A 24248-nucleotide genomic window follows, 5' to 3' on the forward strand; every position below is an offset into this window, starting at 1 on the left:
TTATTTTATTGAAGCACGCAGGATAGCTAACACGTGTACGCTGAACAAGTCCGATCAGTTAGGAAAAAAAACGTTCAGCCAACGCAGCGGCCATGGAAAACGGTGACGTCCTTCCTGTTGCGTCGCCTGGGCGATACGCTCCTGGATAGTCTGCATCAGCGTCATCTGGCCTTCGCCATCCCACACCAGATTTAACAGCAGCGGTAATGCGTCGGTCACGTCATCTACCGCCCAGATAGTGAACTTCTCTTCTTCAACGGCCTGTAACAGTGCGGGTTGCAGGCTCAGGTGTCTGACGTTAGAAGAAGGGATAATCACCCCTTGCTTACCCGTCAGTTCACGCTGTTGGCAAATCGCGAAGAAGCCTTCAATTTTTTCATTTAAACCACCAACCGGCTGGGCTCGACCGAACTGATCGACCGACCCGGTAACAGCGATGTTCTGATTTACCGGCACATCTGACAGGGCGCTGATGAGTGCACAAAGTTCCGCCATGGACGCGCTGTCGCCATCGACTTCACTGTAGGACTGTTCAAACGTGAGTGAAGCCGAGAAGGGGAGCTGTTGTTCGAGCTGGAGTTCCGACATCAGGAACGCCTGCATGATCATCATCCCCTTAGCATGAATATTACCGCCAAGTTCTGCTTTCCGCTCAATGTCCGTGAACTCGCCATCGCCGATGTGCACGACGCAACTAATGCGAGAAGGTTCACCGAAGGCGCGAGGGTGACCCGGAAACTCAATCACCGACAGGGCGTTGATCTGACCCACGCGCTCACCCTCGGTTTCGATCAGAATCTGTTCCTGGAGGATCTCATCCTGCATGCGTTCAGCCAGGAACCCTTCACGCCACGCTCTCTGAGCAAGCATCAGGCTAAGTTGTTCACCGCTGCAGGTTTCGCTTTCGCACAGCGGCGCGACTTCCGTGAACTGCCTGATGATCCACAGCGGATTGAGCGGTAACGTATCCTGTTCGCCGGTATAGCGCACCGCTTCGCGAACCAGCACTTCCCAGGCGTCGGGTGCCGGGTAAGGCAACTGATTATGTCTCGCGGTCCACGTTACCCACTGGCACCACTGCGTCATGGATTCTGCATCCACAATCTGCAGGTTATCTTCGAATTCGCTATAAATCGCCTGCTCGGCCAGTTCGGGCTCCATCTCCTGGAAGTCCGCCAGCGATTCGCGCTCACCGACTAACAGCACCTTCAGTTTAAGCGGCATAGACGGCACAGAGACTGGTAGCGGACGTGATTCATCAAAGGCTACCCAGTCAAAGCGTTCGCGGCTGACAATCGCTTTCAGGCGCATCCACAGTAGCGGTTGTGCAAGCAGAGTGCGCAGCGAGATAACCAGCACGCCGCCATTGGCCTGGTGAACCAGTCCCGGTTGTAACGTGATGTCGCCATTGAATTGACGCAGGCAGCCAAACAGTTGCTCTGCCTCAACCCAGTCGGCAATCACCACCTGAGATAAGGTAGAAAAATTATCCTCTTCCCGCTCAGCGTCACGATAGCGAATCGTATGACCAGAGATCTCGTAATGACCTCCCGTCAGGTGACCGGCATTGTGCTGCAAGGCACGTGCGGCATCGGCAAGAAGATTAAGATACTCAAGCTCTTCGGGGGCTTTGGCCAGCATGAAAGGGGATGAGGCTCTGGGCTGTAACAATTGCTCCAGGGCAAATTGCAAACGTGGTTGAGTATCACTCAGTAATGTGTCGTTTTCTTCAGTGACATGTGGCTGTGCAAAAATCTCCTGATAGCTTTCGGTATCAGGGACAAGGTCACGCCATGCAAGTTTCGTAATGGTCAAAGTTGATGTTTTTTAGTCTGTTGTAAAAGACGCGATTATAGCGTAACCGTCCGCGCTTCACACGTGGAATGCGATGGCAAACGCACAGGAGGCTGCAGAGTGGCTCACAGCCTGAAGATTCTTTTCTTCAGATGCTAAAAAAGCTGATATTCTGATAAGAGTGACACGGTAACATTGAGATCGCCATGAAATATCAACAACTTGAGAATCTTGAAAGCGGTTGGAAGTGGAAGTACCTGGTGAAGAAGCATCGCGAAGGGGAATTAATAACCCGTTATGTGGAGGCCAGTGCAGCCCAGGAGGCCGTGGATTTGTTGCTTACGCTGGAAAATGAACCGGTGCGGGTCAATCTCTGGATTGACGAACATATGAGTCCCGCGCTGCAAAACCGCATGAAACAGACGATACGCGCGCGGCGTAAACGTCATTTCAATGCTGAGCATCAGCACACGCGAAAGAAATCTATCGATCTGGAATTTATTGTCTGGCAGAGACTGGCAGGGCTGGCACAGCGGCGAGGCAAAACGCTATCAGAGACCGTAGTGCAGCTGATTGAAGATGCAGAGAATAAAGAGAAGTACGCTAACAAGATGTCTTCGCTAAAGCAGGATCTGCAGGCGTTGTTAGGCAAAGAGTGACTGGTATTCATTAAAGCTGTTTTGCTGACAGCTAAAAAAAACCCCGCAGCGCGGGGTTTTTTCATGAGACGGAAACTTAAGCCTGCGGCTGAGTTACAACGTCTTTGATGCCTTTAACTTCGATCTCAACGCGACGATCCGGGGCCAGGCAGTCGATCAGTGCAGCGCGAGCTTTCACGTTGTCACAGGTGTTGCCAGTAACCGGGTTGGATTCGCCCATACCACGTGCGGAGATCTTGTCAGCCGGGATACCCTTAGAGATCAGGTAATCAACAACAGACTGAGCACGTTTCTCAGACAGACCCTGGTTGTAAGCGTCAGAACCGATGCGGTCCGTGAAGCCCAGAACCACTACGGAACCGTCTTTCGGATCCAGGTTGCTCAGCTGGCTGTACATCTGATCCAGAGCCTGCTGGCCTTCTGGTTTCAGAGTTGCTTTGTTGAAGTTGAACAGAACGTCAGACTTCAGAGTGAAGTGTTTGGTCTGTACTTCAGGAGCCGGAGCCGGCGCCGGCGCTACGATCGGAGCAGCTTGTTCCTGCTGACCGAAACGGTAAGAAACACCTACGCTCAGCAGACCGTTGTCTGGACGAGTACCGATGGTGTTAGCGTCACCGATGTTGTTGGTCCACTGGTATTCCAGACGGGTAGCGATTTCAGGAGTAATTGCGTACTCAACACCACCTGCGAATACTGGGGATACGCCAGTATCGTGGTCTTTAAAGGAAGCGCCACCAGGTTCGTTAGCCTTGGTGTCTGCACGCCATACCATACCACCCAGACGAGTGTAGATGTCCAGATCGTCAGTGATTGGGTAACCCAGTTTAGCGGTCAGCTGAACGCCCTGAGCTTTGTAAGCGCCGTTGATGTTGTCGCCTTTGTACGGCATACGACCTAACCAGTCGTAACCCATTTCAAAGCCAACATACGGGTTAACCTGGTAACCACCGAACGCACCGGCACCCAGTTGGTTTTCGTGGGTCGGACCGTTGTTGTTGATGAAACCAGTGTCATGGTACTGGGACCAGCCCAGTTTAGCACCAGTGTACCAGGTGTTATCTTTCGGAGCGGCCTGCGCTACGGTAGCGAAACCAGCCAGTGCCACTGCAATCGCGATAGCTGTCTTTTTCATTTTTTGCGCCTCGTTATCATCCAAAATACGCCATGAATATCTCCAACGAGATAACACGGTTAAATCCTTCACCGGGGGAGTAGTTCAATAGTTACTCTACCGATATCTGCGGCTTACGCCGAGCACCCCTGGCGATGTAAAGTCTACAACGTAGTTGAAAACTTACAAGTGTGAACTCTGTCAGGCATATGAAAAAAAAAAGCTTGTATACATAATATTTAACATTTGGCGCATCAGAATTTATCGCCAGATTTCGCGGGAACCGCGTGCGCCAAGCGTTCACAGAAAAAAAACGTTAGTCCTCAATGTGAAGGTCGAGGAGGAAAAAAAATTCCAGGATAAATCCTAAATTTACTCAATGATACAAATTTGAGTGAATTTTTAGCCCGGTTTGCTGTCTCGTGGCATGGGTGTGTGCATTCACGGGACGCATGATAAATCCCATCGCATTTCCTTCATCTGCCGCCTTAACCAATTCAGCATGTTCTTCTTCTGTTAATTCTTCTGTTAGCCAGCCAATTACCACGCTGTAGTTGCCCGTGCGCAATGCACGAACCATTGATTCCAGCGTATGGCAGGGGGACAGTTGGTTAATTTGCATCACTTTAGTCAGCGGAAGCCCGGCAGACTGAACCCATTCACGGCTCAGCTTCTGCTGTGGCGTCAGCCAGAGCTGCCAGCGCGATTGCTGTCCTAGCTGCTGAAGAAGCGGTAACAGCAGTAACTGCGTCATCATGGGCTGGTCTTCGCGGTAGACCACTTCGCTGATAAGCCCGGTGGACACTTTCTCGGAAGAGACGCGCGCCATCGTGTTCGATGTGGAAGAGAATGACGGAGAACGATTTGCGTAGCCTGAAGTGTACATAATCAATCCAGCCCTGTGAGTTACTGTATGGATGTACAGTAACCCTGATGTCGTGAAAGATCAACTTTATTTTCGGAAAGAGACTCGCAATTTTTATTCATGGTAGCGGTAAAAACGAAATTCAGCTTGCCCCTTGAGAATAAGTTGCCTATTTTCGTCATTAACGGATTCGTGACGGCAAATCATTCTTTTAGTTTATGATTTAAAAGGGAATTTTATGAAAATTCACTCCTATGACAGGATCTATAAATCACAGGAATATTTATCTTCTCTGGGGACGATCCACTTCCGCTCACTGTTTGGCAGTTACAGTCTGACAATCAGGAATACCGTCTTTGCGATGGTTGCCAATGGGGAGCTCTATCTGCGTGCCTGTGAGCAAAGCGTACAGTATTGCGTGCAACATTCCCCGGTCTGGCTGACGTTTCTTAAACGCGGGCGTCCGGTCATGCTTAATTATTATCAGGTTGATGACACTCTTTGGCGCGACCAGCAACAGTTGATCCAGTTGTCGAAGTTTTCGCTGGATGCCGCGTTGCAGGAGAAGTTGTCCCGCAGTTCTCAGCAGCGGCTTAAGGATCTCCCCAATATGACCTTTCATCTGGAGAGTTTGCTGAATGAAGCGGGGATCTACGACGTCGCCACCCTGCGAATGCTGGGCGCTAAAATGTGCTGGTTGCGACTGCGACAAATGAACAAATCCATCACTGACAAGGTGCTGTTTAATCTTGAAGGGGCTATTTATGGTATCCATGAAGCGGCGCTCCCGGCGATACGCCGCCAGGAGCTTGCTCTGTGGGTTAAGTCGCTTTCACCGGTGCCGATGTCGGTGGAGAAGAGTGAGTGATTTGCCGCTGTAGCCGCCCCATTTCCGGCAGCAGGGCCACCAGTAAACCGACCTGCTGAATCACCAGTGGTTCTTTGCTGTCCGGACGTGGCTCAAGCTGCTGAATGCGCTGTTTCAGTTCGGCGAGAGCTTGCTGCACGCGCGCTTCGTCGGCCGGGAGATGATGTAGCGCATCATCAACATAACAGACCGCATCGTCCAGCAAAGCCAGCACGTCGGGGTTGGTGAGTTGCTCACGATGCGCACCTAAAGCAGAAATATAACTGGTGAATGTATGATTGAGGCAGAGCAAACGGAACGCGGCCTCACGTGTTTGTGCCGTCACGTCGGGCTCGCTGGACATATTCGACACCACGGAGGCCAGCTCAGCATCGCGGTTATGGGCATCGCGACGGGCAATCCGATATGCCAGTCGATTATCGCGTCCCTGATGGTACTGCTCCAGGATGGCGTCAAGATAGCGACAGTTTGCATCGGTCGCTCTTTCCATCACTCGCGGGAGGTTTCGGAAACGCCAGTCCGGCCAGATAAAGCTCACTGCCGCCCAGGCGATGGCGCAGCCGATGAGCGTATCAATCACCCTGGGGAGGGCGACTTCAAACCCTTCGCCGAGCAAGTTGAAGCACAGCAGAACCAGCAGCGTGATAAACATAGTGGCGTGGGCATACTGGACGTTGCGAAAGGCAAAGAACAGAACGCCGGTGATCACCAGTAAAATAAGCTGACCTTCCAGCGACGGAACAAACCATAAAATCGGGATACCAATCGCCACCCCGACCAGGGTACCGATAATCCTCAGCGCCAGGCGGTGCCGCGTGGCGTTGTAGTTTGGCTGACAAACAAACAGGCTGGTCAGCAGGATCCAGTAACCGTGATGCATACCGGTTATCTGAATGATCGCGTAGCCGACGCACAGAACCAGAGACATCCTGACCGCATGGCGAAACAGCGCCGATTCGGGAGTAAAGTTACGACTCAGACGCAGCCAGATATCGCTGAACCCGTGCGGACTGTCATCGGCGAGCTGGCTCTCCGATTCGTTACGCGGCATAGCCTGCGCCTGTTCTGATTCAATTGTTGCCAGTTGTGCATCGATGGCGCGCAAATTAGCCAGTAAAAATCCCAGCGTTTTCAGCAGATCGGCGGAGGCGCCGTTTGCCCGCATTCGCTCAAGCGCGGCGTCGAGATGCGTGAAGGCGCGTTCAAAATGCGGATCGTGCTGATAGGGGACGCGCAACAAAATACAGCGCGACAGTTGCAGACAGGCCTGGCCCTGCATCGACATCAGGCGTTGAAAGCGGAACATCACGTCGCTGTGACGGAAATGGTCACGTAGCGTCTGGTATTGAATATGCGAGGAGCTGGCGCGCTCATGAATATCCTGCGCCACAAAGTAGTAATGCAGAGTTCGCCGCGTGCCGCGCTGCCCCCGGTCGCCGCGCAGGCGAGTCAACAGGGACACTTTCGTCTGATTCAGTGTCGCCATCAGTTGGCCGTTGGCCAGCGCTAAGTCATAAAGCGGTGCCTGGCTTTCATTTTCAATATCCGGGTCAAAAAGCCGTGACTTCAGCTCCAGATAGTGCGCCAGTTGTTCATAGCTGCGTGCCAGATTGTCCTGCAAGGGACGAATCGGGAACAGCAAATGGCCGATAAGCGTCAGCCCGTTGTACCAGATAGCGCCCGCCAGCAGCAGAAGCGGTTGCTGATACCATTGTGCGTACAACGACGCCCCAAGCATGGTGTAAATGGCGATCAGCAATGCGCCAAAGGCAATCGTCGCATAACGCTGCCCTAAACCGCCGAGCAGGATAAAACCGCTGGTAGAGAGCGTCAGTCCGATGGCGAACAGCCATGGGTAAGGAAACAGTAGCTCGACTGACGCAGAGGCGATAAAAAAGCAGATTAGCGTAATGATCAGGTTGCGCAGACGACCCGCGAGACGATCGTCCAGATCGGTCAGCGCCGCTGCCACCATCCCCAGCGTCAGGGGGATGGTCAGTTTGACATCACCCAACCACCAGGGCAGCGCTGTTGTTCCGCAGAGGGCGATAAAAATACGCACGTAATACAGCCAGGTGCTGTTCCAGGTATAGCGGCGAAGCAGGGGACTTAACATACTGACTTAGCGTCCTGATGACTCAAAACGGCGACGGGCGTTCGCTTCGCGTGCTGCACGTGCGACTTCTACGGAGACAACCCGACGTCCCACTGGCCAGAGTGCAATCGCGGCTATCTTAAAGTTCGCAATGCCAACCGGAATACCAATGATCGTGATGCACTGGGTGATACCTGCGGCGATGTGCATCAGACACAGCCACCAGCCGAAGAAGATCAGCCAGAAAATATTCAGCAGCGTCCCGCCCGTATTCATCAGCACACTTTTACCCGCCGGATCCAGTTCATCAACATGAACCGCTTCGTTTCCGTAAGGCAGCAGCGACAACCTGGTGATTTCCCAGCATGAGCGGGTGAGCGGCAGGGTGAAGATCAGCACTATACTGACCAGCGTTGCCAGGAACCAGGACAGCGTGGTGGCAAAACCCCCCAACACAAAATTCAAAATATTCAGAACGGTACGCATAAACCCTCGATTGATTCTGGTTTTCTGTGATTTCCGGCAATTGTAACGTTTTTTTGGGCTGGAGCACGTATTCTCTGGCGGTTACACTGAGAAGAAATACGCTTTGTCTGGATCGGCTGAGTCATGGAACTGAAAGCAACGTCTATTGGTAAACGTCTGGCGCAACACCCGTATGATCGGGCGGTGATCCTTAATGCCGGCATTAAGGTATCGGGCGATCGCCATGAATATCTCATTCCCTTCAATCAGTTACTGGCGATTCATTGTAAGCGCGGGCTGGTGTGGGGTGAGCTGGAATTTGTGCTGCCGGACGAAAAAGTGGTGCGACTGCATGGCACCGAGTGGGCAGAAACTCAGCGCTTCCATCACCATCTGAATAGCCGCTGGCAGCAGTGGAGCCAGGAGATGAGTGAAGTTGCGGCTGGCGTACTGCAGGAGCAACTGGATTTGATTGCAGCCCGAACCGGGCAAAATGCCTGGCTGACGCGCGAGCAGACGACGGGATTACAGCAACAGATCCTGCGGGCGTTTGCTGCGCTGCCGTTACCGGTTAATCGGCTGGAAGAGTTTGATAACTGTCGCGATGCGCTGCGACAGTGCCAGGCGTGGCTGAAAGATATCGAGGCATGTCGCCTGCAGCATAACCAGGCGTATACCGAAACGATGTTGACGGAATACGCCGATTTTTTCCAGCAGGTGGAATCGTCACCGCTCAATCCGGCTCAGGCCAGAGCGGTCGTCAATGGCGAACATTCTTTGCTGGTGCTGGCTGGGGCCGGTAGCGGTAAAACATCCGTGCTGGTGGCGCGGGCGGGTTGGCTGTTGGCGCGGGGCGAAGCGGCCGCAGAACAGATCCTGCTACTGGCTTTTGGTCGCAAAGCGGCGCAGGAGATGGATGAGCGTATTCGTGAGCGGCTTCATACCGAGGAGATAACGGCGCGGACGTTCCATGCCCTGGCGCTGCATATCATTCAACAGGGCAGCAAAAAAGTACCGACCATCAGTAAGCTTGAAAATGACACCGCCGCGCGAAATAAACTATTCATCAGCACCTGGCGTCAACAATGCAGCGAGAAAAAAGCGCAGGCGAAGGGCTGGCGACAGTGGCTGGAAGAGGAGATGGCGTGGACGGTGCCGGAAGGCAATTTCTGGGACGATGAAAAACTACAGCGGCGTCTTGCCTCGCGTCTGGATCGCTGGGTGAGCCTGATGCGCATGCATGGCGGAGCCCAGGCGGAGATGATTGCCAGCGCACCGGAGGAGATTCGGGCTCTGTTTGGAAAGCGTGTGAAGCTGATGGCGCCATTGCTGAAAGCCTGGAAAAGTGCGCTGAAAGCGGAAAACGCCGTCGATTTTTCAGGTCTGATTCATCAGGCCATTGTGATTCTGGAAAAAGGGCGTTTTGTCAGTCCGTGGAAGCATATTCTGGTGGATGAATTTCAGGATATCTCCCCGCAGCGTGCCGCGCTGCTGGCTGCATTGCGTAAGCAAAATAGCCATACCACGTTGTTCGCCGTCGGGGATGACTGGCAGGCTATTTACCGTTTTAGCGGTGCGCAGCTTTCCTTAACGACTGCGTTTCATCAGACCTTCGGCGACGGTGACCGTTGCGATCTCGACACCACCTACCGTTTCAACAACCGCATTGGCGAAATCGCTAACCGCTTTATTCAGCAGAACCCACATCAGCTCAAGAAACCGCTTAATAGTCTGACGACGGGAGATAAGAAAGCCGTTACGTTGCTGGATGACACGCAGCTTGATGCGTTGTTGGATAAGCTTTCCGGTTATGCGAAAGCCGACGAGCGGATTCTGGTGCTGGCGCGTTATCACCATCTGAAACCGGCCAGTCTCGAAAAGGCGGCAACCCGTTGGCCTAAGCTGCAACTTGATTTCATGACCATCCACGCCAGCAAGGGGCAACAGGCGGATTACGTTATCATTGTCGGGCTACAGGAAGGGAGCGATGGTTTCCCGGCACCGGCGCGTGAATCCATCATGGAAGAGGCGTTGCTGCCGGTCGTGGAAGATTTTCCGGATGCGGAAGAGCGGCGGTTGCTTTACGTTGCCCTGACCCGCGCCCGCCATCGGGTCTGGCTGCTGTACAACAAAGCGACCCCCTCACGCTTCGTGGAGGATCTCAAAGACCTGGACGTGCCGGTGGTAAGAAAACCGTAAGCAACAGGCGACGCCCGTCGCCTGCGCGGGATTACTTGAGGCGTTCAGCCAGATAACGCGGATAGTCCGGAATGAGCACGTCAACGGCATCATTGAAGTGTGGCGACTGGATAATGAAATCCGCCGTGGCGACGTTGGTGGCGACAGGGATATTCCAGACGGTCGCCAGGCGCAGCAACGCTTTCACATCCGGATCGTGCGGAACCGCGTTAAGCGGATCCCAGAAGAAAATCAGCACATCAATTTTCCCTTCAGAAATCAACGCGCCAACCTGCTGATCGCCGCCCATCGGACCGCTCAGCATGGCGTTAACGTCCATACCCGTCGCGCGTTGAATAAGATTTCCGGTCGTCCCGGTGGCGTAGAGCACATGTTTTTCCAGCAACGGCTGGTGGCGTTCTACCCAGCTCATCAACATCTTTTTGCAGTGATCGTGTGCAACCAGCGCAATGTGCTTACGCGCCGGCAAAGTGCGAGTCGTCAGTTCCATCATTCAGTTCCATTGTGGGTTTTGCTACAGAGTACTGAATGTGCCTGATGCTGCAAGAGAAAGACGAAAAAAAAGCCGGACGGAACAAAACATCAGGACGAGGGCTGTTTCTCCGCCCATTGCAGAAAGCTATTACGCGTTTGCGGGTCCGCCTGGCGAAACCAGTATTTCAGACGCTGTTCTGTGAGCGTCTGAGATTGCGGCGGGATGGTATCCAGTTCTGAGACCCCCGAAAGCAGAGTGCTGTCGTCGGCCATCATCGTCGCGAACTGGGGTAAGGAAGCACGTTTTGCCGATTTATTGTAGCGCTCCGTTTCTGCCTCAAAATCAATGGCTTTAGTTTTTGAGGTAATGGCGAGGATATCCAGTTGTACCGGGATCGGCATCGCATTGCCATCCAGTAATTCCAGCCGTGGCGCCACGTCAAAATGGCTGGCGTCGCGGTCGCTTTCCAGGCGCGGAAGGTGAAAATTAACCTGCTCCACGCGCTGAGTGTCAAAACTGATCACCAGCGGCGGGGAAATGTAGAGCTGTTCTGCATGGCTGGGGAGGCGGATTGTCTTCTCAACCCGAAAAACAAGTTGATGGGGCCCATTATCGAGCTCAATGCTGTCCGCGCCGCGCAGGAGTGAACTGGAGACTTTTTTGCCGTCCAGTACCAGCAGGTCAATGTCGGTTGAAAGACGAAGAGTGGTAGCGAAAACCGTGACCGGCAAGCAGAGGGCTATCATCAGGGTCACAGTGCCGGTTTTCATAGGGTTCTCCTGTCCAAGGACCGCCGGGTAAGAATGTATCAAAATTTTTCGATAATCATGTTTACTAACATATAGACATATTTTGGCGTTTTGCTCTCATACTTACGGGTGGGACGCATGGTTGGGTTGTCAGGATTGTCGTACACTTTGCAAAACAGCCTGGAGAATGATGATGAAAGAGACCGATATTGCTGGCATTTTAACCTCGACCCGAACCATTGCATTGGTTGGCGCAAGCGATAAGCCTGACCGTCCAAGCTACCGCGTGATGAAGTATTTACTCGATCAGGGCTATCACGTGATTCCGGTTTCCCCGAAGGTTGCCGGTAAAACCTTGTTAGGGCAGAAGGGCTACGCGACGCTGGCGGACGTGCCGGAAAAAGTGGATATGGTGGATGTGTTCCGTAATTCAGAAGCGGCATGGGGCGTCGCTCAGGAAGCGATTGCGATTGGCGCGAAAACGCTGTGGATGCAATTGGGCGTGATTAATGAGCAGGCTGCGGTGCTGGCGCGCGAAGCGGGATTGATGGTGGTGATGGATCGCTGCCCGGCGATTGAGATCCCACGACTGGGGTTAACGAAGTAAGTCGACGAGTCTGGCGGCCGAAAGAAGACAGGCCCGAGAAGCAATGCGCCATCGGGCCCTGGTAAGGATCAGTTACGCAGGCGAGGGGCCTGCAACTGTTTACGAATGGTCTGAGCAAGCTCATCCATCGAAGGCTGTTCAGGATGCTCGTCCTGCGTTTCGCTGCTTAGCTGCGCTTCGGCAAGATAGGTATGCACTGGACGACCGTCATCATCTTCCATCACCACGTGATACCACGGAGCGGCGCGAAGCTCGTCGTTGACCGCCAACTCATCAGGTGACGGCTCTGCAAGCGAATAGACCGGGTCGATATCCACGACCACTCCGAGATATCCTAACAGGGAATGGCGGACCTGCTGGCCGATACCGAATTTGCTGGCAATCATAGTCACCTCCCGGGAAATCATTACTCTCGATATGAGGGTAAAATTCCACTTTTCAAGTTACATGACGCGACAGGCAAACCCTTTCAGATACAGCCCTTCCGGGTAGGTAGCGATCACGGGATGATCGGCGGCCTGACGGAACTGCTCTATAAATTGTACATCACGCCCTGCATCAATTGCGGCATCGGAGATGATTTTCTGAAATAAATCTGTTGTCATCAGGCCGGAACAGGAGAACGTCAACAGCACGCCGCCCGGATTCAGCAACTGGATCGCCAGCATGTTGATATCCTTGTAACCCCGACATGCCCCCATCAACTGGCTTTTGTTTTCGACAAACTTCGGCGGATCCATCACGATGACATCAAACTTTTCGCCACGATCGCGATAGGTTCGTAACAGTTTAAAGACATCGTCACGGACAAATTCTGCCTTGCTGAGACCGAGTTTGTTGAGTTCAACGTTCTGTTTCGCAATATCCAGCGCTTCCTGGGAGGTATCGACGCTGATCACCTGACGGCAACCGCCCATCAGTGCAGAAACAGCAAAACCTCCGGTGTAGGAGAAACAATTGAGCACCCGCTGGTTTTCGACATAACGGCGCGTCGCCAGACGGCTGTCACGCTGATCGAGGTAATAACCGGTTTTGTGACCGCCCTGAATATCCACCAGCAGCTTCATACCGTGCTCTTCAATTGGCAGCAGTGCAGGGGGGATCTCACCGGTGACCGGGCCTTGCGTCAGCTCCATCCCCTCTTTTTTACGTACCGCGACATCGCTACGGTCATAAATCGCACATTCCGGGTAGAGCGCTTGCAGCGCGCTAATCAATGCGGCACGCTGATATTCCGCGCCAGCGCTGAGCAGTTGCAGCACCAGGAAATGACCGAAGCGGTCGATGGTTATGCCCGGCAAGCCGTCGGATTCTCCGGCGATCAAACGATAGCTGTCCAGACCATCTTTTTTCGCCAGCCAGTCGCGCCATTGCTGCGCCTGTTGCAGACGGCGGGTGAAGAAGGCGATATCGACAGACTCGTTCTTGTCGAAGGTCCAGACGCGTGCGCGGATTTGCGACGCCGGGGAAAAGGCGCCACGGGCTAACCATTTACCCTGATGGTCAACAATGTCGATGGTTTCACCGAGGTTGGCTTTACCTTCCATACGGGCAACGGCACCAGAAAAGACCCACGGATGGCGGCGAAGTAATGATTTTTCGCGCCCTTTGGCTAACACTAAACGTACACTCATAATTAACGGTTCTGTCGAATCAAAGAAATGGGCGCCATTGTCCTGAGTTTTACCCGGATTTGCAACGCGCCCGAGGATGTGAAGGAGAATAACAATGTCGAGAGTCTGCATTATCGCGTGGGTTTATGGCCGGGTTCAGGGCGTGGGATTTCGTTATACCACGCAGCAGGAGGCACGGCGTCTGAGCTTAACCGGTTACGCCAGGAACAGGGATGATGGCAGCGTGGAGGTTGTTGCCAGCGGCGAAGCGGAGCAGGTCGACAAATTACTGAAATGGCTCAAGGACGGCGGCCCGCGTTCTGCCCGGGTAGACAGAGTCCTGAGTGAGCCGCACCGTCCTCGAGAGGCGTTTACCGGTTTTAGTATTCGTTATTAAATACACTTCACCGGTTTTGGCAGGCCAGCAATTTTAGTGGCCTGTTTTGCCGGGCCTTTTGGAAACAGACGATACAGATAACGGCTGTTGCCTTTCTCCTCGCCAAACTTATTCGCCATCGCTTTGACTAACATACGAATCGCAGGCGAGGTATTAAACTCCAGATAAAAGTCGCGCACAAAACGCACCACTTCCCAGTGTTCCGGGGAGAGGATAATTCCCTCGTTTTCAGCAATGACCACCGCCATCGGCTCGCTCCACTGCGCGCTATCTTTCAGATAGCCGTCGGCGTCGGTAGCGATTTCTTTACCTTCAAAGATCAACATAATTCTTCACTGCGTTAGACAACCTGGCGGCAGTTTACCAAAATACAAAGCCCCGCATAAGCGGGGCCGTGAGGGATGACAGGCCTCATCACAATACCGGACAAGCAGAGATCACCTCATTAAAAACCTGGAAAATCAATTCATTGATTTTCGGCTGATAACCACAAAGAAGGAAAAACCACGTTTTTTCCTTCTTTGTCAGTAGTCTCAGCCCCGCATAAGCGGGGCCGGGTGTCATGCCTGATTGCCGTTAATCGCGGCTGGCGAAGCCCAAAATGCTGAGCAGGCTGACAAAGATGTTGTACAGCGAAACGTAGAGGCTAACCGTTGCGCGGATATAGTTGGTTTCACCGCCACGGATGATGTTGCTGGTTTCAAACAGGATTGCGCCTGAAGAAATCAGGATAAACACCGCGCTGATCGCCAGGTGCAGCGCTGGCAGTTGCAGGAAGATGTTAGCAACCATACCAATCAGTACCACCACAATACCGGCCATCAGCATGCCGCCGAGGAAGGACATGTCTTTGCGGGTGGTCAGCACGTAGGCAGAGCAGCAGAAAAACACCAGCGCGGTGCCGCCCAGCGCCATACCGATCACGTCGCCCATTCCAGCGGACAGGTAAGCGTTCAGAATCGGCCCAAGGATATAACCGAGGAAACCAGTGAAGGCAAACGCGGAAATAATACCGCTTGGCTTGTTCGCCGTTTTATAGGTCAGGAACATCAGCCCGTACATCCCCACCAGCGTCAGAATCAGACCCGGAGAAGGCAGCATCAGCACGGTGCTGGCGGTGGCGGTGATCGCCGAAAATGCCAGCGTCAGGCTCAGCAGAAAATAGGTATTACGCAGTACTTTGTGCGTGCTAAGTAGCGATGTACGGTCATGTGATGAACTAACAATACGATCCATGAGTCACTCTCTTATGACAGATGTAATTAATGATGGAGGATAATGAAAACACAGACGACGACACAGCGCTTTTACCCATCTTTACTCATTTGATCTAAATCAGGTTTCATCGTGGATGACAGTGAATAGCTGATAAAGCATGAGTATTGTGCTGAATAAATGGTCAATCTGTTGTTATTTCAGGCTATTAACAACATTTTGACTGTTTTTCAGGCAAACGAACACATTCGGGCTTTACACGGCGCATCGGGATGTTTATAGTGCGCCTCATTCCGGAAGTGTGGCCGAGCGGTTGAAGGCACCGGTCTTGAAAACCGGCGACCCGAAAGGGTTCCAGAGTTCGAATCTCTGCGCTTCCGCCAGATTAAACAAGGGGTTAGCAATAAGCTAGCCCCTTTGTTTTTGAGGCGAAGAATAAAAAAAGAATATTCCCGGAGAATATCCCATCCCTCCATAAGCATAAAAATTCACTTTTCCCCAATAACCGGACGATCCAGCGTCGGGCTGATTTGCACCTTTCTGTCGTAGATAAGCACCTGACTTTCTGTTTTGTGACCGCTAAAAATCTGCTTATCCCTGCTACTCCCCTCAAAATCAGAAATGGCTTTTGCCTTGATATCGTGAAACGTGTAATCCAGTTGCCGGCCCAGTTCGCTTTGTGCGGCACGTACGGCCTTTAGCCAGCGATTATTGAATGTCTTGCGGATGAACTGACCACGATCGTTGTTATAGATGACCAGTGCGTCAGGTGAGAGCCTCGGGCATTCTGTCTGTGCCGTTTCCAGAGCTTGCCGAAGGCGGGGCGTCCACACCTTAATTTGCTTTTTCCCTGTCTTACCCTGCTGGATAAAAATCCCCTTGTCAGATATCTGCATCCAGCGCAGAGCGAGTACATCAGCTTGCCGGGCTGCGCACAGGTACGATATTTCCATTGCTGCCCTGACGACGTGATCTGCATGTTTATAAATCGCCAGGTAGTCTTCGTCGGTGATGTATTGCTCGCGAGCCTTGAGAGAAAATTTACTGACGCCGGTGCACGGATTTCCCTTAACGTAACCACGCTCATATCCCCAACGGTAAACACGCGACATACTGCTCATTTCCTGATTGGCCTGATTTTTACTTTGCAGGCCACGACGATCCATAAACTGACGAACGTCTTCCGGTTTGATTAAGTCAGCTTTAACTTTACCGAATACGGCAAGTAGTTTTTTCTGATGTTGCAGGTAATCCCGCTGGGTTCGTATTGCAAGCTCGGTGTAGTAGGCGCTTTTAAGAAACATCTTCCAGAGCTTTTCGAACGTCATCACATCTGAATAATTTCGTCGCTCTTCCTCATACCGTTTCCATAACGCTGACATGGTGAGGGTGATTGGCCCAAGCGTCACGGTTTCCCGCGAGGTGGGTTTGTAGTAGTAACGCGTTCTGGTTTTTGATACGCGCGGGGGGAGCTTGTTATCACCCGGATCCTTTCTTCTGCGCCCCATTTAAATAGCTCCAAAATCGGGTTTCTCTTCTGTACTGGTCTGCACGGTGATCTGTCCGTTCAGTACAGCATTGATATGTGTCCAGGTAACCATCGGGCGCCCTTCCCGGTCGGGAATGTACGAAACGCCGCCACGGTCCAGTATTTCCCGTTGTTTGGATGGTTTCTGATAGCCGGTAAACTCAATCAGTTCAGCGTCTGTTAGCAGATCGTTTTCTCTGGTCATGTTGGTCTTTCCTCATCATCCGGTACACAGCGTCGTCAGCATCACTGCAGGCGCGTTCGATGTCGGACTGGGTCAGTGTCTTCTTTCGTACGCTTGCCGATAACCGGCCAATCTTTATATCGAAATCTGTGAGCAGAGTAGCTCCGGGTTGCCATCGCAGCATTGCGACCTCCTGTGAATAGTGAGGCCGCAATGCTAGCGGTAGCGGGGTTTTATTTCTGATTACGCTTAATCAGGTTTGCAGGGAGGAATGCGCCTTTTTCACGCGTAACCTTCACGTTTTTCGGCAGATGCATACCTAGTTCACAACGGCTGCGGGCTTCAATAATGCCGTTACTACCGTCAGGGAAAACGACATGTACCGCATCGCCACGTTTGAGGGATAGTTTCAGCATATCAGCGCACCTGCAATGAACGTTCGCCGATCTCAAGATGGGCGCCCGGTACCGGGTTTAACAGTTCGGCAGGTACTTCACCGCCATCAGCGGTGATTTGAGCTGCGGCAGCTTCCGCAGCCTCGATTGCCTCTTTGATGGCTTTTTTGTCCGGGGCGATAATCGTCTGAACAGTTACCAGATCATCAGGCAATAGCTTTTCGTTATCGATCACAACGCTGATGCTTCCTTTACGGGCAGTGAAAGTGTTTTTAGGTGTCTTGAGCTTATCCAGATTCGCGGCCATAAGGCACGACAGAATATATTTCCTGAGCGTTTTATCTTTATTTTCGAAAGACTTTTTGCGCTCTGCCAGGCGCTTCATTTCCTCATCACAGGTTTTGGCATGTCCGAGATTATTGCGGGCTATTACCATGATGGCATCCAGCTTATCCGCCAGTTCTCCTTCAATGCCTTCCAGAGTATCGGCGATCATTTCTGGAGTCAGTTCATCAGAGCTTTCCAGCAATTGCAGAAGGTTGGTATAGTCGGCAGCTAACGCGATAGCAGTAGTCATTATGCTTTCTCCTGTACTTTTTTCAGTTCGGCGATACGTCCATCTTTGATAGTTGTCAGGCGACGCAGACGCCCACCTAAGTAACGGGCATGCTGTGTGTCACCTTTCGCCTCTGCATCCTTGCGATGAACCTCCGCTTCGCGAGCAATCGAAGAATAGACCTTGTTGATCTCGTGCTCTGATACAGCAGATGCAATGGTGTTAGCGACTCGGGTCAGTTTGTCGTCCAGTTCCTGACGTACGCGGGCGGCATCCTCGGCGTTTTCGCTGGCGTTTTTGAGCGCGAATTCTGCTTTGTTTTTCTGGCGATATTCCGGGTTATCGTACAGGCCCATGAAAATATCAGCGCAGAAACCAAGCGCAGACAGCGCTTTTTTGGTTGCGTCAGTCAGTGATTTTTTTGTCGCTTCACCATCGCAAATAGGGTCGTATTTGCTGCCGTAAATATATGGGGTACACCCGAAAGAAATCTCCTCACCGCGTACACCATTGCGGGTGTACCAAAGTCTGATTTTGATAACGTGATGTTTCTCTGTCAGGACGCCGCCGACCCCGTTGGGGATAAGTTCCCACGTGTTGTTACCGTCGGTGCCTTTGACTGTGCGAGTAATTGGTGCGCCATCGTCAAAGCGTTCTTCCAGAATATCGACACCCCAGCCGATACCTTTCGGACCGAATTCGCGGGTAGCGATCATGGTCATGTAGGTGCCATTAATTGAGGTTCCGCCGCCATTCACAGAGAGCGCAGTAGTAAAACGCTCATCTGTTTTGAAGACCTCTTTCCACAATTCCAGGTTGTCGCGTTCAGTAGACTGCATTTGGTTGATGCTCTGAACCAGTTCAGTTGCCTGCGGGAGCTGCTCTTCACGTTTAACGCGCTCGACTAGTTGATCCGCATCCTGAACGAGAGTTTTTACTTTATCGCTCAGCTTTTCTTCCTGCTGGTCAGTTTCGTCATGGTTCGTTGCATAAACTCCGTAACCCATGCTATTCAACGTTTCACGGGCCTGCGTTGCCTGGTCTTCTGTAACAGTTCCTTGTGCGGTCACTTCCGTTTTTTCACCTTCAATTGAGGCGGTTTCAGGCATCAGATTATCAACAGAGAACATTCCATTGCCGAGGTTTGATACCTGAGGTTGGGAATCTGTTTTAACCCATTTAGGATCGTTAGGATCGCTGATACCTTCGACGTACTCGCCGCGCTCTGCCGCAAGCAGTTTGCCGGTTCTCTCCGCATCAGTACCAGCACACTCGAACTGACCATTTTCAGCCAGCCAGGAATCAATATGGCGCCGCAGTGACTCAGGGAAATGGTATGTATCTTTAGCAGGTGCATTCTGAATAACGCCAAAAACACTAGGGCGGTCATACTTCAGGATCTGCTCTGTCGTACGTAGTGCCGCTGACCAGCGTTTGAAATCTTCTCGGTCTTCTTCAATGATGTGTTCAGCAGCTCGTAGCGCACGAACTGATACTGTTTCTGTGAAATTAATCGGGAGAAGGGCGAGGGCAATCTCCTGATCCAGTGTGGCATAAGAATGCTTATATCCGCGCTGTGGTGCTACTTTGTTACTGTCATTGTTGACACCATCATTATCCAATGCGGTATTTTCCGGCAGCATTTCTTCACGCTTACGAGGATTTTCCATCCAGCGTTTAATGAACTGTGAAATTGCTGCCTTATCCGCCGTCGTCTGCCGGTGACATCGAAGTGTGGGAAGACTCAGTCGCCGGCACCCTGAATGATTTCCTTGGCACCGCGACAGAAAACGATGTCCGGCCTGAAGCGCTGAAACGGTTTGAGGCCATGGTTGATGAGGTCAGCCGGCTGGCCGCAGACGTCAGCATGAACACAACGCAGTCTGAGCAGTCTGCACGTTTCGCCAGTGCCAGTGCAAAAGCCGCAGCGGCATCGGTCCACAGGGACCGGTGGGTGCAACCGGTGCGAAGGGTGACAAGGGAGATAAAGGCGACATCGGTCCACAGGGACCGGTGGGTGCAACCGGTGCGAAGGGTGACAAGGGAGATAAAGGCGACATCGGTCCACAGGGACCGGTGGGTGCAACCGGTGCAAAAGGAGACAAAGGAGACAAAGGAGACAAAGGAGACAAAGGTGCAACGGGAGCAACAGGTGCGCAGGGGCCAGCGGGAGCGCCAGCGGGAGCTCTGAATGCGGTTGGGGCATTTGCATTGGCGCACTTAACCCTGTCGGGTTCCACAATCGCCGTTCCCGGCACAAACTACTCAGGAAGTAGCCTTAAGTCGTGCGCCATTGTCGTCGATTCTGAACGCAGGGCATCGTTTGTAATCAAAGGGCTTAGCGGCAGAGAAACGCTGGGACCTTATACATTACCCGGAACATGGCGAGCTTGTAGCCTCATATCAACTGAAGGTTTGACTGGTTCATGGACATTATACGCCGGTCTTTTCCAGCGAATTGCATAGACGGGAGTCAGCATGGAAATTCAGGAAATCAGCGCTCCTGTGTGGGCTAATGCGGAGAAAACCGCGATTGACTGTATGGTGAAGTTCAAAGAAATGAATTTCTCGGTACCATACACGGCGTTAGTAGACGATTCAGATGATAATGGCCGTTTTATTTTTGACTGGTGCATTACCGAGCAGGCTGGGGTTATTGCTGATTATGTCCAGCCTGAAGAGGATCGAGAATTAGTCGTTGCACAGGCTGAAGCCGAGAAAGCGCGGTTGATGTCAGATGCAGAACGCGTGATTTTGCCGCTTGAGAGGGCTGTGAAGCATGGCATAGCTACAAGTGATGAGGTGGCTAAATTGGAATTATGGGAATTCTATTCGGTTGAACTAAGCCGTGTTGATCCTTCAAAACCGGTCTGGCCTGAAACACCGTAAAAGGCAGGGAAAACTGGAAATTTTTTCTCTGAAATTCATAATGATGTTAACTCCTGTCAAAAACCTTCTTGATCCGACCATTAAGAAAAAACTGTTTATATAAGGGTCTTCCCTTGTTGTGGTGGCTGAAGGCATGATAATGGTGTATTTAATCGCCAGAGGTCACCGCCATGGACGAAAAGTCCCTCTACGCTCATATTCTCAACCTGTCCGATCCGTGGCAGGTAAAGTCCCTTTCTCTCGATGAAAATGCCGGTTCTGTTACTGTCACTATTGAGATCGCTGAAAACACCCGGCTAGCCTGTCCGACCTGCGGTAAATCCTGTTCTGTTCACGATCACCGTCATCGTAAATGGCGCCATCTTGATACCTGCCAGTTCACCACTATTGTTGAAGCCGATGTTCCACGAATTATGTGTCCGGAGCATGGCTGCCTGACGTTGCCTGTTCCGTGGGCTGGCCCCGGAAGCCGGTATACGTTGCTATTCGAATCGTTCGTTCTCTCATGGCTGAAAATCAGCACCGTTGATGCTGTCAGGAAGCAACTTAAGCTCAGTTGGAATGCGGTTGACGGCATTATGACCCGGGCAGTTAAGCGAGGTCTTGCCCGGATAAAAAAGCCATTATCCGCCCGTCATATGAATGTGGATGAGGTCGCCTTTAAAAAAGGACATCGTTACATAACGGTGATCTCCGATCGCGATGGTCGGGCGCTGGCCTTAACGGATGATCGCGGCACAGAGAGTCTTGCCGGCTATCTTCGCACGCTCACTGATGGGCAGTTGCTGGCTATCAAAACGCTCTCAATGGACATGAACGCGGGCTATATAAGAGCAGCGCGTATCCACTTACCCAGTGCGGTTGAGAAAATCGCCTTTGACCGCTTCCATGTGGCGAAGCAACTGGGCGAGGTAGTTGATAAAACCCGTCAGAATGAACATCCGCACCTCCCTGTTGAAAGCCGACACCAGGCAAAAGGAACCCGCTTCCTGTGGCAGTACAGCGATAAGTGGATGACCGAATCCCGGCAGGAAAAGCTGATGTGGCTGCGTGCACAGATGAAGCTGACGAGCCAGTGCTGGGCGCTGAAAGAGCTGGCAAAGGATATCTGGAACAGGCCATGGAGCGAGGAAAGACGGAGTGACTGGCAGAGATGGTTGGCGCTGGCGGCTAACAGTGACGTTCCCATGATGAAAAATGCCGCGAAAACGATAGGAAAAAGGCTGTACGGGATCCTGAATGCGATGCGACACAGTGTCTCAAACGGAAATGCGGAGGCACTTAACAGCAAGATCAGGCTGCTGAGGATAAAAGCCAGGGGATACCGAAACCGGGAGCGCTTTAAACTGGGGGTGATGTTCCACTACGGAAAGCTGAATATGGCGTTCTGAGCCTTCCCACCATGATCGGGGAAGACCCTTATATAAACAGTCTTGAGAGGGTTGGGGTTGCCGCGACGAATTGATATTGAGGTCGCTTTTTGTTTCGCTGTGGTTTTTAAACCTGGCGGTCGCGGGATACCAGTGACCGCCAGGTTATTCATTTCGATGCAGAGGTCATCGCGAGAAGATTGCCTTAAAAAATGATCATTCCCAATGCGCTAAGCCAAGCAGCAAGGAAGCTGTCTTACAGAGACATGATATGAGGTCATCAGTGCTCAAGTACAGGCTTGGGTACAATCAGGAAGCCTATTTTCTGAAGCATTTTACCCATACTGTGTAACTACAAGAATCTGAAGATAATCTGAATTGCAAAGATCTAAACAGCGGTGAATGCGAAAAGTGCAAACTCTACTGGTCTGAACGGATCAGTCGGAAATTCTTGTTTACAGTACCCTCACTCAGCACGAATAAGTGTGGTAAAGAGCAATAGCGATATTATTGTATCAGTACCAACTTCCAATCAGGCTTTACTCTCCGCTCTCTGAAACGCTGGGATCAAAATAAGAAATGTTAAAAGGTCAGAACAACAACTCATATCGTAAATCCTGTCTACATTTGCCTGCTATGTAGGATGCTGTGAAAGTCAGGCCCAGACCGAGGATATCTTTGATTATTTAGATATGTTTCTTAATGAAGACGGTACCACCGTGCTTGTGTAGAACAACCTTCTACTTTTTATGATGGTGCCTGATCTATGAGGCTCGAAACAGTCTAAAAAATTCTGATTTATTCATTTATTAAAATAAGGTTAAGTTAATTCTTCATTCTGTAAAAGTTACTTTTTTGAGATTATTCCTTGTTATGTTAATATTGTTAACAATAATAGTGATCAAGATCGCATAATCAAAACTTTTATTTTCGGGATTATTCTTAGGTCTTAAGAACTATGAAGATTAATACTCGGTGAAAATGTCATTTTGCAGGAGGTATATTTAGGAAAAATCACCTAATAATTCAGAAATTTCTCGAATTAATAATGAGTGCTTATGAGTAGATGCTAAAGTCAACTTAACGTGTCTCGTTTAATAGATGTTTAATGTAATTATGAAACATGCACTAAGATTCCTCCCCATCTTAACAGTTGATAATGTTTTCCTTAACAGCATTTTATCTTGAGTAATTGTCATTTTATACAATTTATGTATGGTTTTGTTTGTTATTGTTTTATTTATTAATGAGTTATTTCAGTTAATGCAACCGTAATTATACTCAATCCACTGAATATGTTAGTAATATTAACTGTGGATAATGTTGCTAAATGCTTTTATTTTGATAGCTTTTGCCTATCAAAAAAGGGGATAGTAAAAAAACAAAACGATTAAACATTTTAAAAAAAACTCCGGTAAGATGATCTTAGTCAAAGGGAAATTAATTTAAATACATCATTAAAAGGATTATGAGGTGACTATGAAGTACTGGTTTATTTCTGATGATGTTTTCTTTCTTAAATCACTTCAGTTGATAATTGGGGAGCGATATCAAGAAGTAGCGTTCATCGATTTGAATAAGGAATGGGCAGGAATAAAACCTAATGCAAAGGATGCTGTTGTTGTTGCTGTAGATAACAACCATCTTCGCAGTTGCTTGCTTAAAAAACCGGTGTTGTTATCAACCAAATTGATTGTCCTCGTTGACATCCCTTTAACTCCAGGGGAAACACGTTGTTCTTTTCCTTGTTTATTATCGAAAAAAATAAGAAGGAAGGAATTCATCGAGTTACTGGATGACGCAGAAAACATTCCTCTTCGACGTAAAATAACGTCACTACGCGCGGTGAATATATTTACTCAACTTTGTTATGGAGGAAAAATACCGGAAATAACAGGACCACCAGGATTAACGACAAAGTCAATCTACCGGATAAAGCGTGATGTGTTACAAGAATATGGACTCACAAAATGTAATTCCGTAGGTGTATTAATATGTCGTGACCTATTGGTAATGTCGACTCACTTAATTGACAAGTGAACCAAACAAACTGCAAATATATTTTCAAGTCTATCTGACTGGCAGGTTGCATTCATCAATCGTCATTGAGATGTATCAAAAAATATTTGGCATGATTTTGTGTGTAATTTATCAAGAAAATTAATTTTAGGGTTGTATGGAATGAAAAATTGTTTTGGTTTTTAAAATTTCTTT

Annotated in this window: 24 protein-coding genes, 1 tRNA gene and 2 pseudogenes; 11 read left to right on the forward strand and 16 right to left on the reverse strand. The window is 50.7% G+C overall.

Annotated elements, in window-relative coordinates:
• Window positions 1-54 precede the first annotated feature (54 nt).
• Window positions 55-1815, reverse strand: coding sequence for a Lon protease family protein (locus C2U53_RS19455; protein WP_104446321.1), 1761 nt, complete (start codon window positions 1813-1815; stop codon window positions 55-57).
• Between the two features lie 185 nt (window positions 1816-2000).
• On the opposite strand from C2U53_RS19455, the gene matP reads away from it, so the two are divergent.
• Window positions 2001-2453: a macrodomain Ter protein MatP gene (matP, locus tag C2U53_RS19460; RefSeq protein ID WP_043001159.1), complete on the forward strand. Its 453-nt coding sequence runs from the start codon at window positions 2001-2003 to the stop codon at window positions 2451-2453.
• Between the two features lie 76 nt (window positions 2454-2529).
• Here the strand turns inward: matP and ompA are convergent, their stop codons facing one another.
• Together ompA and sulA are read right to left on the reverse strand one after the other, a co-directional pair.
• The gene (ompA, locus tag C2U53_RS19465) at window positions 2530-3585 is read right to left on the reverse strand and encodes a porin OmpA (RefSeq protein WP_043001975.1); all 1056 of its coding nucleotides are present in this window, start codon (window positions 3583-3585) and stop codon (window positions 2530-2532) included.
• A gap of 355 nt (window positions 3586-3940) precedes the next feature.
• A complete protein-coding gene (sulA, locus tag C2U53_RS19470; RefSeq protein WP_043001158.1) occupies window positions 3941-4450 on the reverse strand; it encodes an SOS-induced cell division inhibitor SulA in 510 nt (169 codons plus the stop codon).
• Between the two features lie 217 nt (window positions 4451-4667).
• Between sulA and C2U53_RS19475 the strand changes: the two genes are divergently transcribed.
• A complete protein-coding gene (locus C2U53_RS19475) occupies window positions 4668-5297 on the forward strand; it encodes a TfoX/Sxy family DNA transformation protein (protein WP_043001157.1) in 630 nt (209 codons plus the stop codon).
• Here C2U53_RS19475 and yccS read toward each other — a convergent pair.
• Window positions 5251-7413, reverse strand: coding sequence for a YccS family putative transporter (gene yccS, locus C2U53_RS19480; protein ID WP_043001156.1), 2163 nt, complete (start codon window positions 7411-7413; stop codon window positions 5251-5253). The two genes, C2U53_RS19475 and yccS, sit on opposite strands and share 47 nt — an antisense overlap.
• A 6-nt stretch (window positions 7414-7419) precedes the next feature.
• Window positions 7420-7878: a YccF domain-containing protein gene (locus tag C2U53_RS19485; RefSeq protein WP_043001155.1), complete on the reverse strand. Its 459-nt coding sequence runs from the start codon at window positions 7876-7878 to the stop codon at window positions 7420-7422.
• A 123-nt stretch (window positions 7879-8001) separates the two neighbouring features.
• Between C2U53_RS19485 and helD the strand changes: the two genes are divergently transcribed.
• Window positions 8002-10056: a DNA helicase IV gene (gene helD / locus C2U53_RS19490; RefSeq protein ID WP_104446322.1), complete on the forward strand. Its 2055-nt coding sequence runs from the start codon at window positions 8002-8004 to the stop codon at window positions 10054-10056.
• Window positions 10057-10087: 31 nt separating this feature from the next.
• Here the strand turns inward: helD and mgsA are convergent, their stop codons facing one another.
• Entirely contained in the window at window positions 10088-10546 is a 459-nt protein-coding gene (gene mgsA, locus C2U53_RS19495; protein ID WP_044256300.1) for a methylglyoxal synthase, read from the reverse strand.
• A gap of 92 nt (window positions 10547-10638) precedes the next feature.
• Window positions 10639-11301 carry a DUF2057 family protein gene (locus C2U53_RS19500; protein WP_043001152.1) on the reverse strand — a complete coding sequence of 221 codons (663 nt, stop codon included), beginning with the start codon at window positions 11299-11301 and terminating at the stop codon, window positions 10639-10641.
• Between the two features lie 172 nt (window positions 11302-11473).
• Here C2U53_RS19500 and C2U53_RS19505 point away from each other — a divergent pair, with 172 nt between their 5' ends.
• Window positions 11474-11887, forward strand: a complete 414-nt coding sequence (locus C2U53_RS19505; protein WP_044256299.1) for a CoA-binding protein — start codon at window positions 11474-11476, stop codon at window positions 11885-11887.
• A gap of 68 nt (window positions 11888-11955) precedes the next feature.
• Here the strand turns inward: C2U53_RS19505 and hspQ are convergent, their stop codons facing one another.
• Together hspQ and rlmI are read right to left on the reverse strand one after the other, a co-directional pair.
• A complete protein-coding gene (gene hspQ, locus C2U53_RS19510; protein WP_042319966.1) occupies window positions 11956-12273 on the reverse strand; it encodes a heat shock protein HspQ in 318 nt (105 codons plus the stop codon).
• A gap of 57 nt (window positions 12274-12330) precedes the next feature.
• Window positions 12331-13521 carry a 23S rRNA (cytosine(1962)-C(5))-methyltransferase RlmI gene (gene rlmI / locus C2U53_RS19515; RefSeq protein WP_104446323.1) on the reverse strand — a complete coding sequence of 397 codons (1191 nt, stop codon included), beginning with the start codon at window positions 13519-13521 and terminating at the stop codon, window positions 12331-12333.
• A gap of 94 nt (window positions 13522-13615) precedes the next feature.
• Between rlmI and yccX the strand changes: the two genes are divergently transcribed.
• A complete protein-coding gene (yccX, locus tag C2U53_RS19520) occupies window positions 13616-13897 on the forward strand; it encodes an acylphosphatase (RefSeq protein ID WP_043001149.1) in 282 nt (93 codons plus the stop codon).
• Here the strand turns inward: yccX and tusE are convergent.
• Window positions 13894-14223 (reverse strand): sulfurtransferase TusE, encoded by a 330-nt coding sequence (tusE, locus tag C2U53_RS19525; protein WP_043001148.1) that lies wholly within the window; start codon window positions 14221-14223, stop codon window positions 13894-13896. The two genes, yccX and tusE, sit on opposite strands and share 4 nt — an antisense overlap.
• Window positions 14224-14473: 250 nt before the next feature.
• Window positions 14474-15133: an FtsH protease modulator YccA gene (yccA, locus tag C2U53_RS19530; RefSeq protein WP_012905355.1), complete on the reverse strand. Its 660-nt coding sequence runs from the start codon at window positions 15131-15133 to the stop codon at window positions 14474-14476.
• Window positions 15134-15407: 274 nt separating this feature from the next.
• Between yccA and C2U53_RS19535 the strand changes: the two genes are divergently transcribed.
• Window positions 15408-15495 (forward strand) — tRNA-Ser (locus tag C2U53_RS19535).
• Between the two features lie 105 nt (window positions 15496-15600).
• Here C2U53_RS19535 and C2U53_RS19540 read toward each other — a convergent pair.
• From C2U53_RS19540 to C2U53_RS30125, 5 genes and pseudogenes are all read right to left on the reverse strand, one after another.
• Window positions 15601-16620 (reverse strand): tyrosine-type recombinase/integrase, encoded by a 1020-nt coding sequence (locus C2U53_RS19540; RefSeq protein WP_090050589.1) that lies wholly within the window; start codon window positions 16618-16620, stop codon window positions 15601-15603.
• A complete protein-coding gene (locus tag C2U53_RS19545) occupies window positions 16621-16845 on the reverse strand; it encodes a DUF4224 domain-containing protein (protein ID WP_001643772.1) in 225 nt (74 codons plus the stop codon).
• A 212-nt stretch (window positions 16846-17057) separates the two neighbouring features.
• The gene (locus C2U53_RS19555; protein ID WP_044265724.1) at window positions 17058-17240 is read right to left on the reverse strand and encodes a hypothetical protein; all 183 of its coding nucleotides are present in this window, start codon (window positions 17238-17240) and stop codon (window positions 17058-17060) included.
• Between the two features lies 1 nt (window position 17241).
• Complete coding sequence (locus C2U53_RS19560; RefSeq protein ID WP_090050588.1) at window positions 17242-17796, reverse strand: siphovirus Gp157 family protein; 555 nt, start codon at window positions 17794-17796, stop codon at window positions 17242-17244.
• Window positions 17796-19487 (reverse strand): annotated as a pseudogene (locus C2U53_RS30125) (hypothetical protein); the annotation flags it as partial. The gene C2U53_RS19560 and the pseudogene C2U53_RS30125, both read right to left, overlap by 1 nt.
• Here C2U53_RS30125 and C2U53_RS30615 point away from each other — a divergent pair.
• The 5 genes and pseudogenes from C2U53_RS30615 to C2U53_RS19590 form a co-directional block, all read left to right on the forward strand.
• Window positions 19478-19705, forward strand: a pseudogene (locus tag C2U53_RS30615) (prophage tail fiber N-terminal domain-containing protein); the annotation flags it as partial. The pseudogenes C2U53_RS30125 and C2U53_RS30615 overlap by 10 nt on opposite strands.
• Window positions 19706-19725: 20 nt before the next feature.
• Entirely contained in the window at window positions 19726-20241 is a 516-nt protein-coding gene (locus C2U53_RS19575; RefSeq protein ID WP_246876170.1) for a collagen-like protein, read from the forward strand.
• Window positions 20242-20253: 12 nt separating this feature from the next.
• Complete coding sequence (locus tag C2U53_RS19580) at window positions 20254-20664, forward strand: tail fiber assembly protein (protein WP_052517396.1); 411 nt, start codon at window positions 20254-20256, stop codon at window positions 20662-20664.
• A 170-nt stretch (window positions 20665-20834) separates the two neighbouring features.
• Complete coding sequence (locus C2U53_RS19585; protein WP_000343760.1) at window positions 20835-22055, forward strand: ISL3-like element ISKox3 family transposase; 1221 nt, start codon at window positions 20835-20837, stop codon at window positions 22053-22055.
• A gap of 1452 nt (window positions 22056-23507) precedes the next feature.
• Window positions 23508-24074 (forward strand): hypothetical protein, encoded by a 567-nt coding sequence (locus tag C2U53_RS19590; RefSeq protein WP_143089782.1) that lies wholly within the window; start codon window positions 23508-23510, stop codon window positions 24072-24074.
• Window positions 24075-24248: the final 174 nt, after the last annotated feature.

Source organism: Citrobacter sp. CFNIH10 (assembly GCF_002934585.1).
GTDB classification, from domain to species: Bacteria; Pseudomonadota; Gammaproteobacteria; order Enterobacterales; family Enterobacteriaceae; genus Citrobacter_A; species Citrobacter_A amalonaticus.

Excerpts from the sequence above, each read along its gene's own strand:
- matP (WP_043001159.1), top strand. The coding sequence starts at position 2,001 with ATGAAATATCAACAACTTGAGAATCTTGAAAGCGGTTGGAAGTGGAAG.
- ompA (WP_043001975.1), bottom strand. The coding sequence starts at position 3,585 with ATGAAAAAGACAGCTATCGCGATTGCAGTGGCACTGGCTGGTTTCGCT.
- sulA (WP_043001158.1), bottom strand. The coding sequence starts at position 4,450 with ATGTACACTTCAGGCTACGCAAATCGTTCTCCGTCATTCTCTTCCACA.
- C2U53_RS19475 (WP_043001157.1), top strand. The coding sequence starts at position 4,668 with ATGAAAATTCACTCCTATGACAGGATCTATAAATCACAGGAATATTTA.
- yccS (WP_043001156.1), bottom strand. The coding sequence starts at position 7,413 with ATGTTAAGTCCCCTGCTTCGCCGCTATACCTGGAACAGCACCTGGCTG.
- C2U53_RS19485 (WP_043001155.1), bottom strand. The coding sequence starts at position 7,878 with ATGCGTACCGTTCTGAATATTTTGAATTTTGTGTTGGGGGGTTTTGCC.
- helD (WP_104446322.1), top strand. The coding sequence starts at position 8,002 with ATGGAACTGAAAGCAACGTCTATTGGTAAACGTCTGGCGCAACACCCG.
- mgsA (WP_044256300.1), bottom strand. The coding sequence starts at position 10,546 with ATGGAACTGACGACTCGCACTTTGCCGGCGCGTAAGCACATTGCGCTG.
- C2U53_RS19500 (WP_043001152.1), bottom strand. The coding sequence starts at position 11,301 with ATGAAAACCGGCACTGTGACCCTGATGATAGCCCTCTGCTTGCCGGTC.
- C2U53_RS19505 (WP_044256299.1), top strand. The coding sequence starts at position 11,474 with ATGAAAGAGACCGATATTGCTGGCATTTTAACCTCGACCCGAACCATT.
- hspQ (WP_042319966.1), bottom strand. The coding sequence starts at position 12,273 with ATGATTGCCAGCAAATTCGGTATCGGCCAGCAGGTCCGCCATTCCCTG.
- rlmI (WP_104446323.1), bottom strand. The coding sequence starts at position 13,521 with ATGAGTGTACGTTTAGTGTTAGCCAAAGGGCGCGAAAAATCATTACTT.
- yccX (WP_043001149.1), top strand. The coding sequence starts at position 13,616 with ATGTCGAGAGTCTGCATTATCGCGTGGGTTTATGGCCGGGTTCAGGGC.
- tusE (WP_043001148.1), bottom strand. The coding sequence starts at position 14,223 with ATGTTGATCTTTGAAGGTAAAGAAATCGCTACCGACGCCGACGGCTAT.
- yccA (WP_012905355.1), bottom strand. The coding sequence starts at position 15,133 with ATGGATCGTATTGTTAGTTCATCACATGACCGTACATCGCTACTTAGC.
- C2U53_RS19540 (WP_090050589.1), bottom strand. The coding sequence starts at position 16,620 with ATGGGGCGCAGAAGAAAGGATCCGGGTGATAACAAGCTCCCCCCGCGC.
- C2U53_RS19545 (WP_001643772.1), bottom strand. The coding sequence starts at position 16,845 with ATGACCAGAGAAAACGATCTGCTAACAGACGCTGAACTGATTGAGTTT.
- C2U53_RS19555 (WP_044265724.1), bottom strand. The coding sequence starts at position 17,240 with ATGCTGAAACTATCCCTCAAACGTGGCGATGCGGTACATGTCGTTTTC.
- C2U53_RS19560 (WP_090050588.1), bottom strand. The coding sequence starts at position 17,796 with ATGACTACTGCTATCGCGTTAGCTGCCGACTATACCAACCTTCTGCAA.
- C2U53_RS19580 (WP_052517396.1), top strand. The coding sequence starts at position 20,254 with ATGGAAATTCAGGAAATCAGCGCTCCTGTGTGGGCTAATGCGGAGAAA.
- C2U53_RS19585 (WP_000343760.1), top strand. The coding sequence starts at position 20,835 with ATGGACGAAAAGTCCCTCTACGCTCATATTCTCAACCTGTCCGATCCG.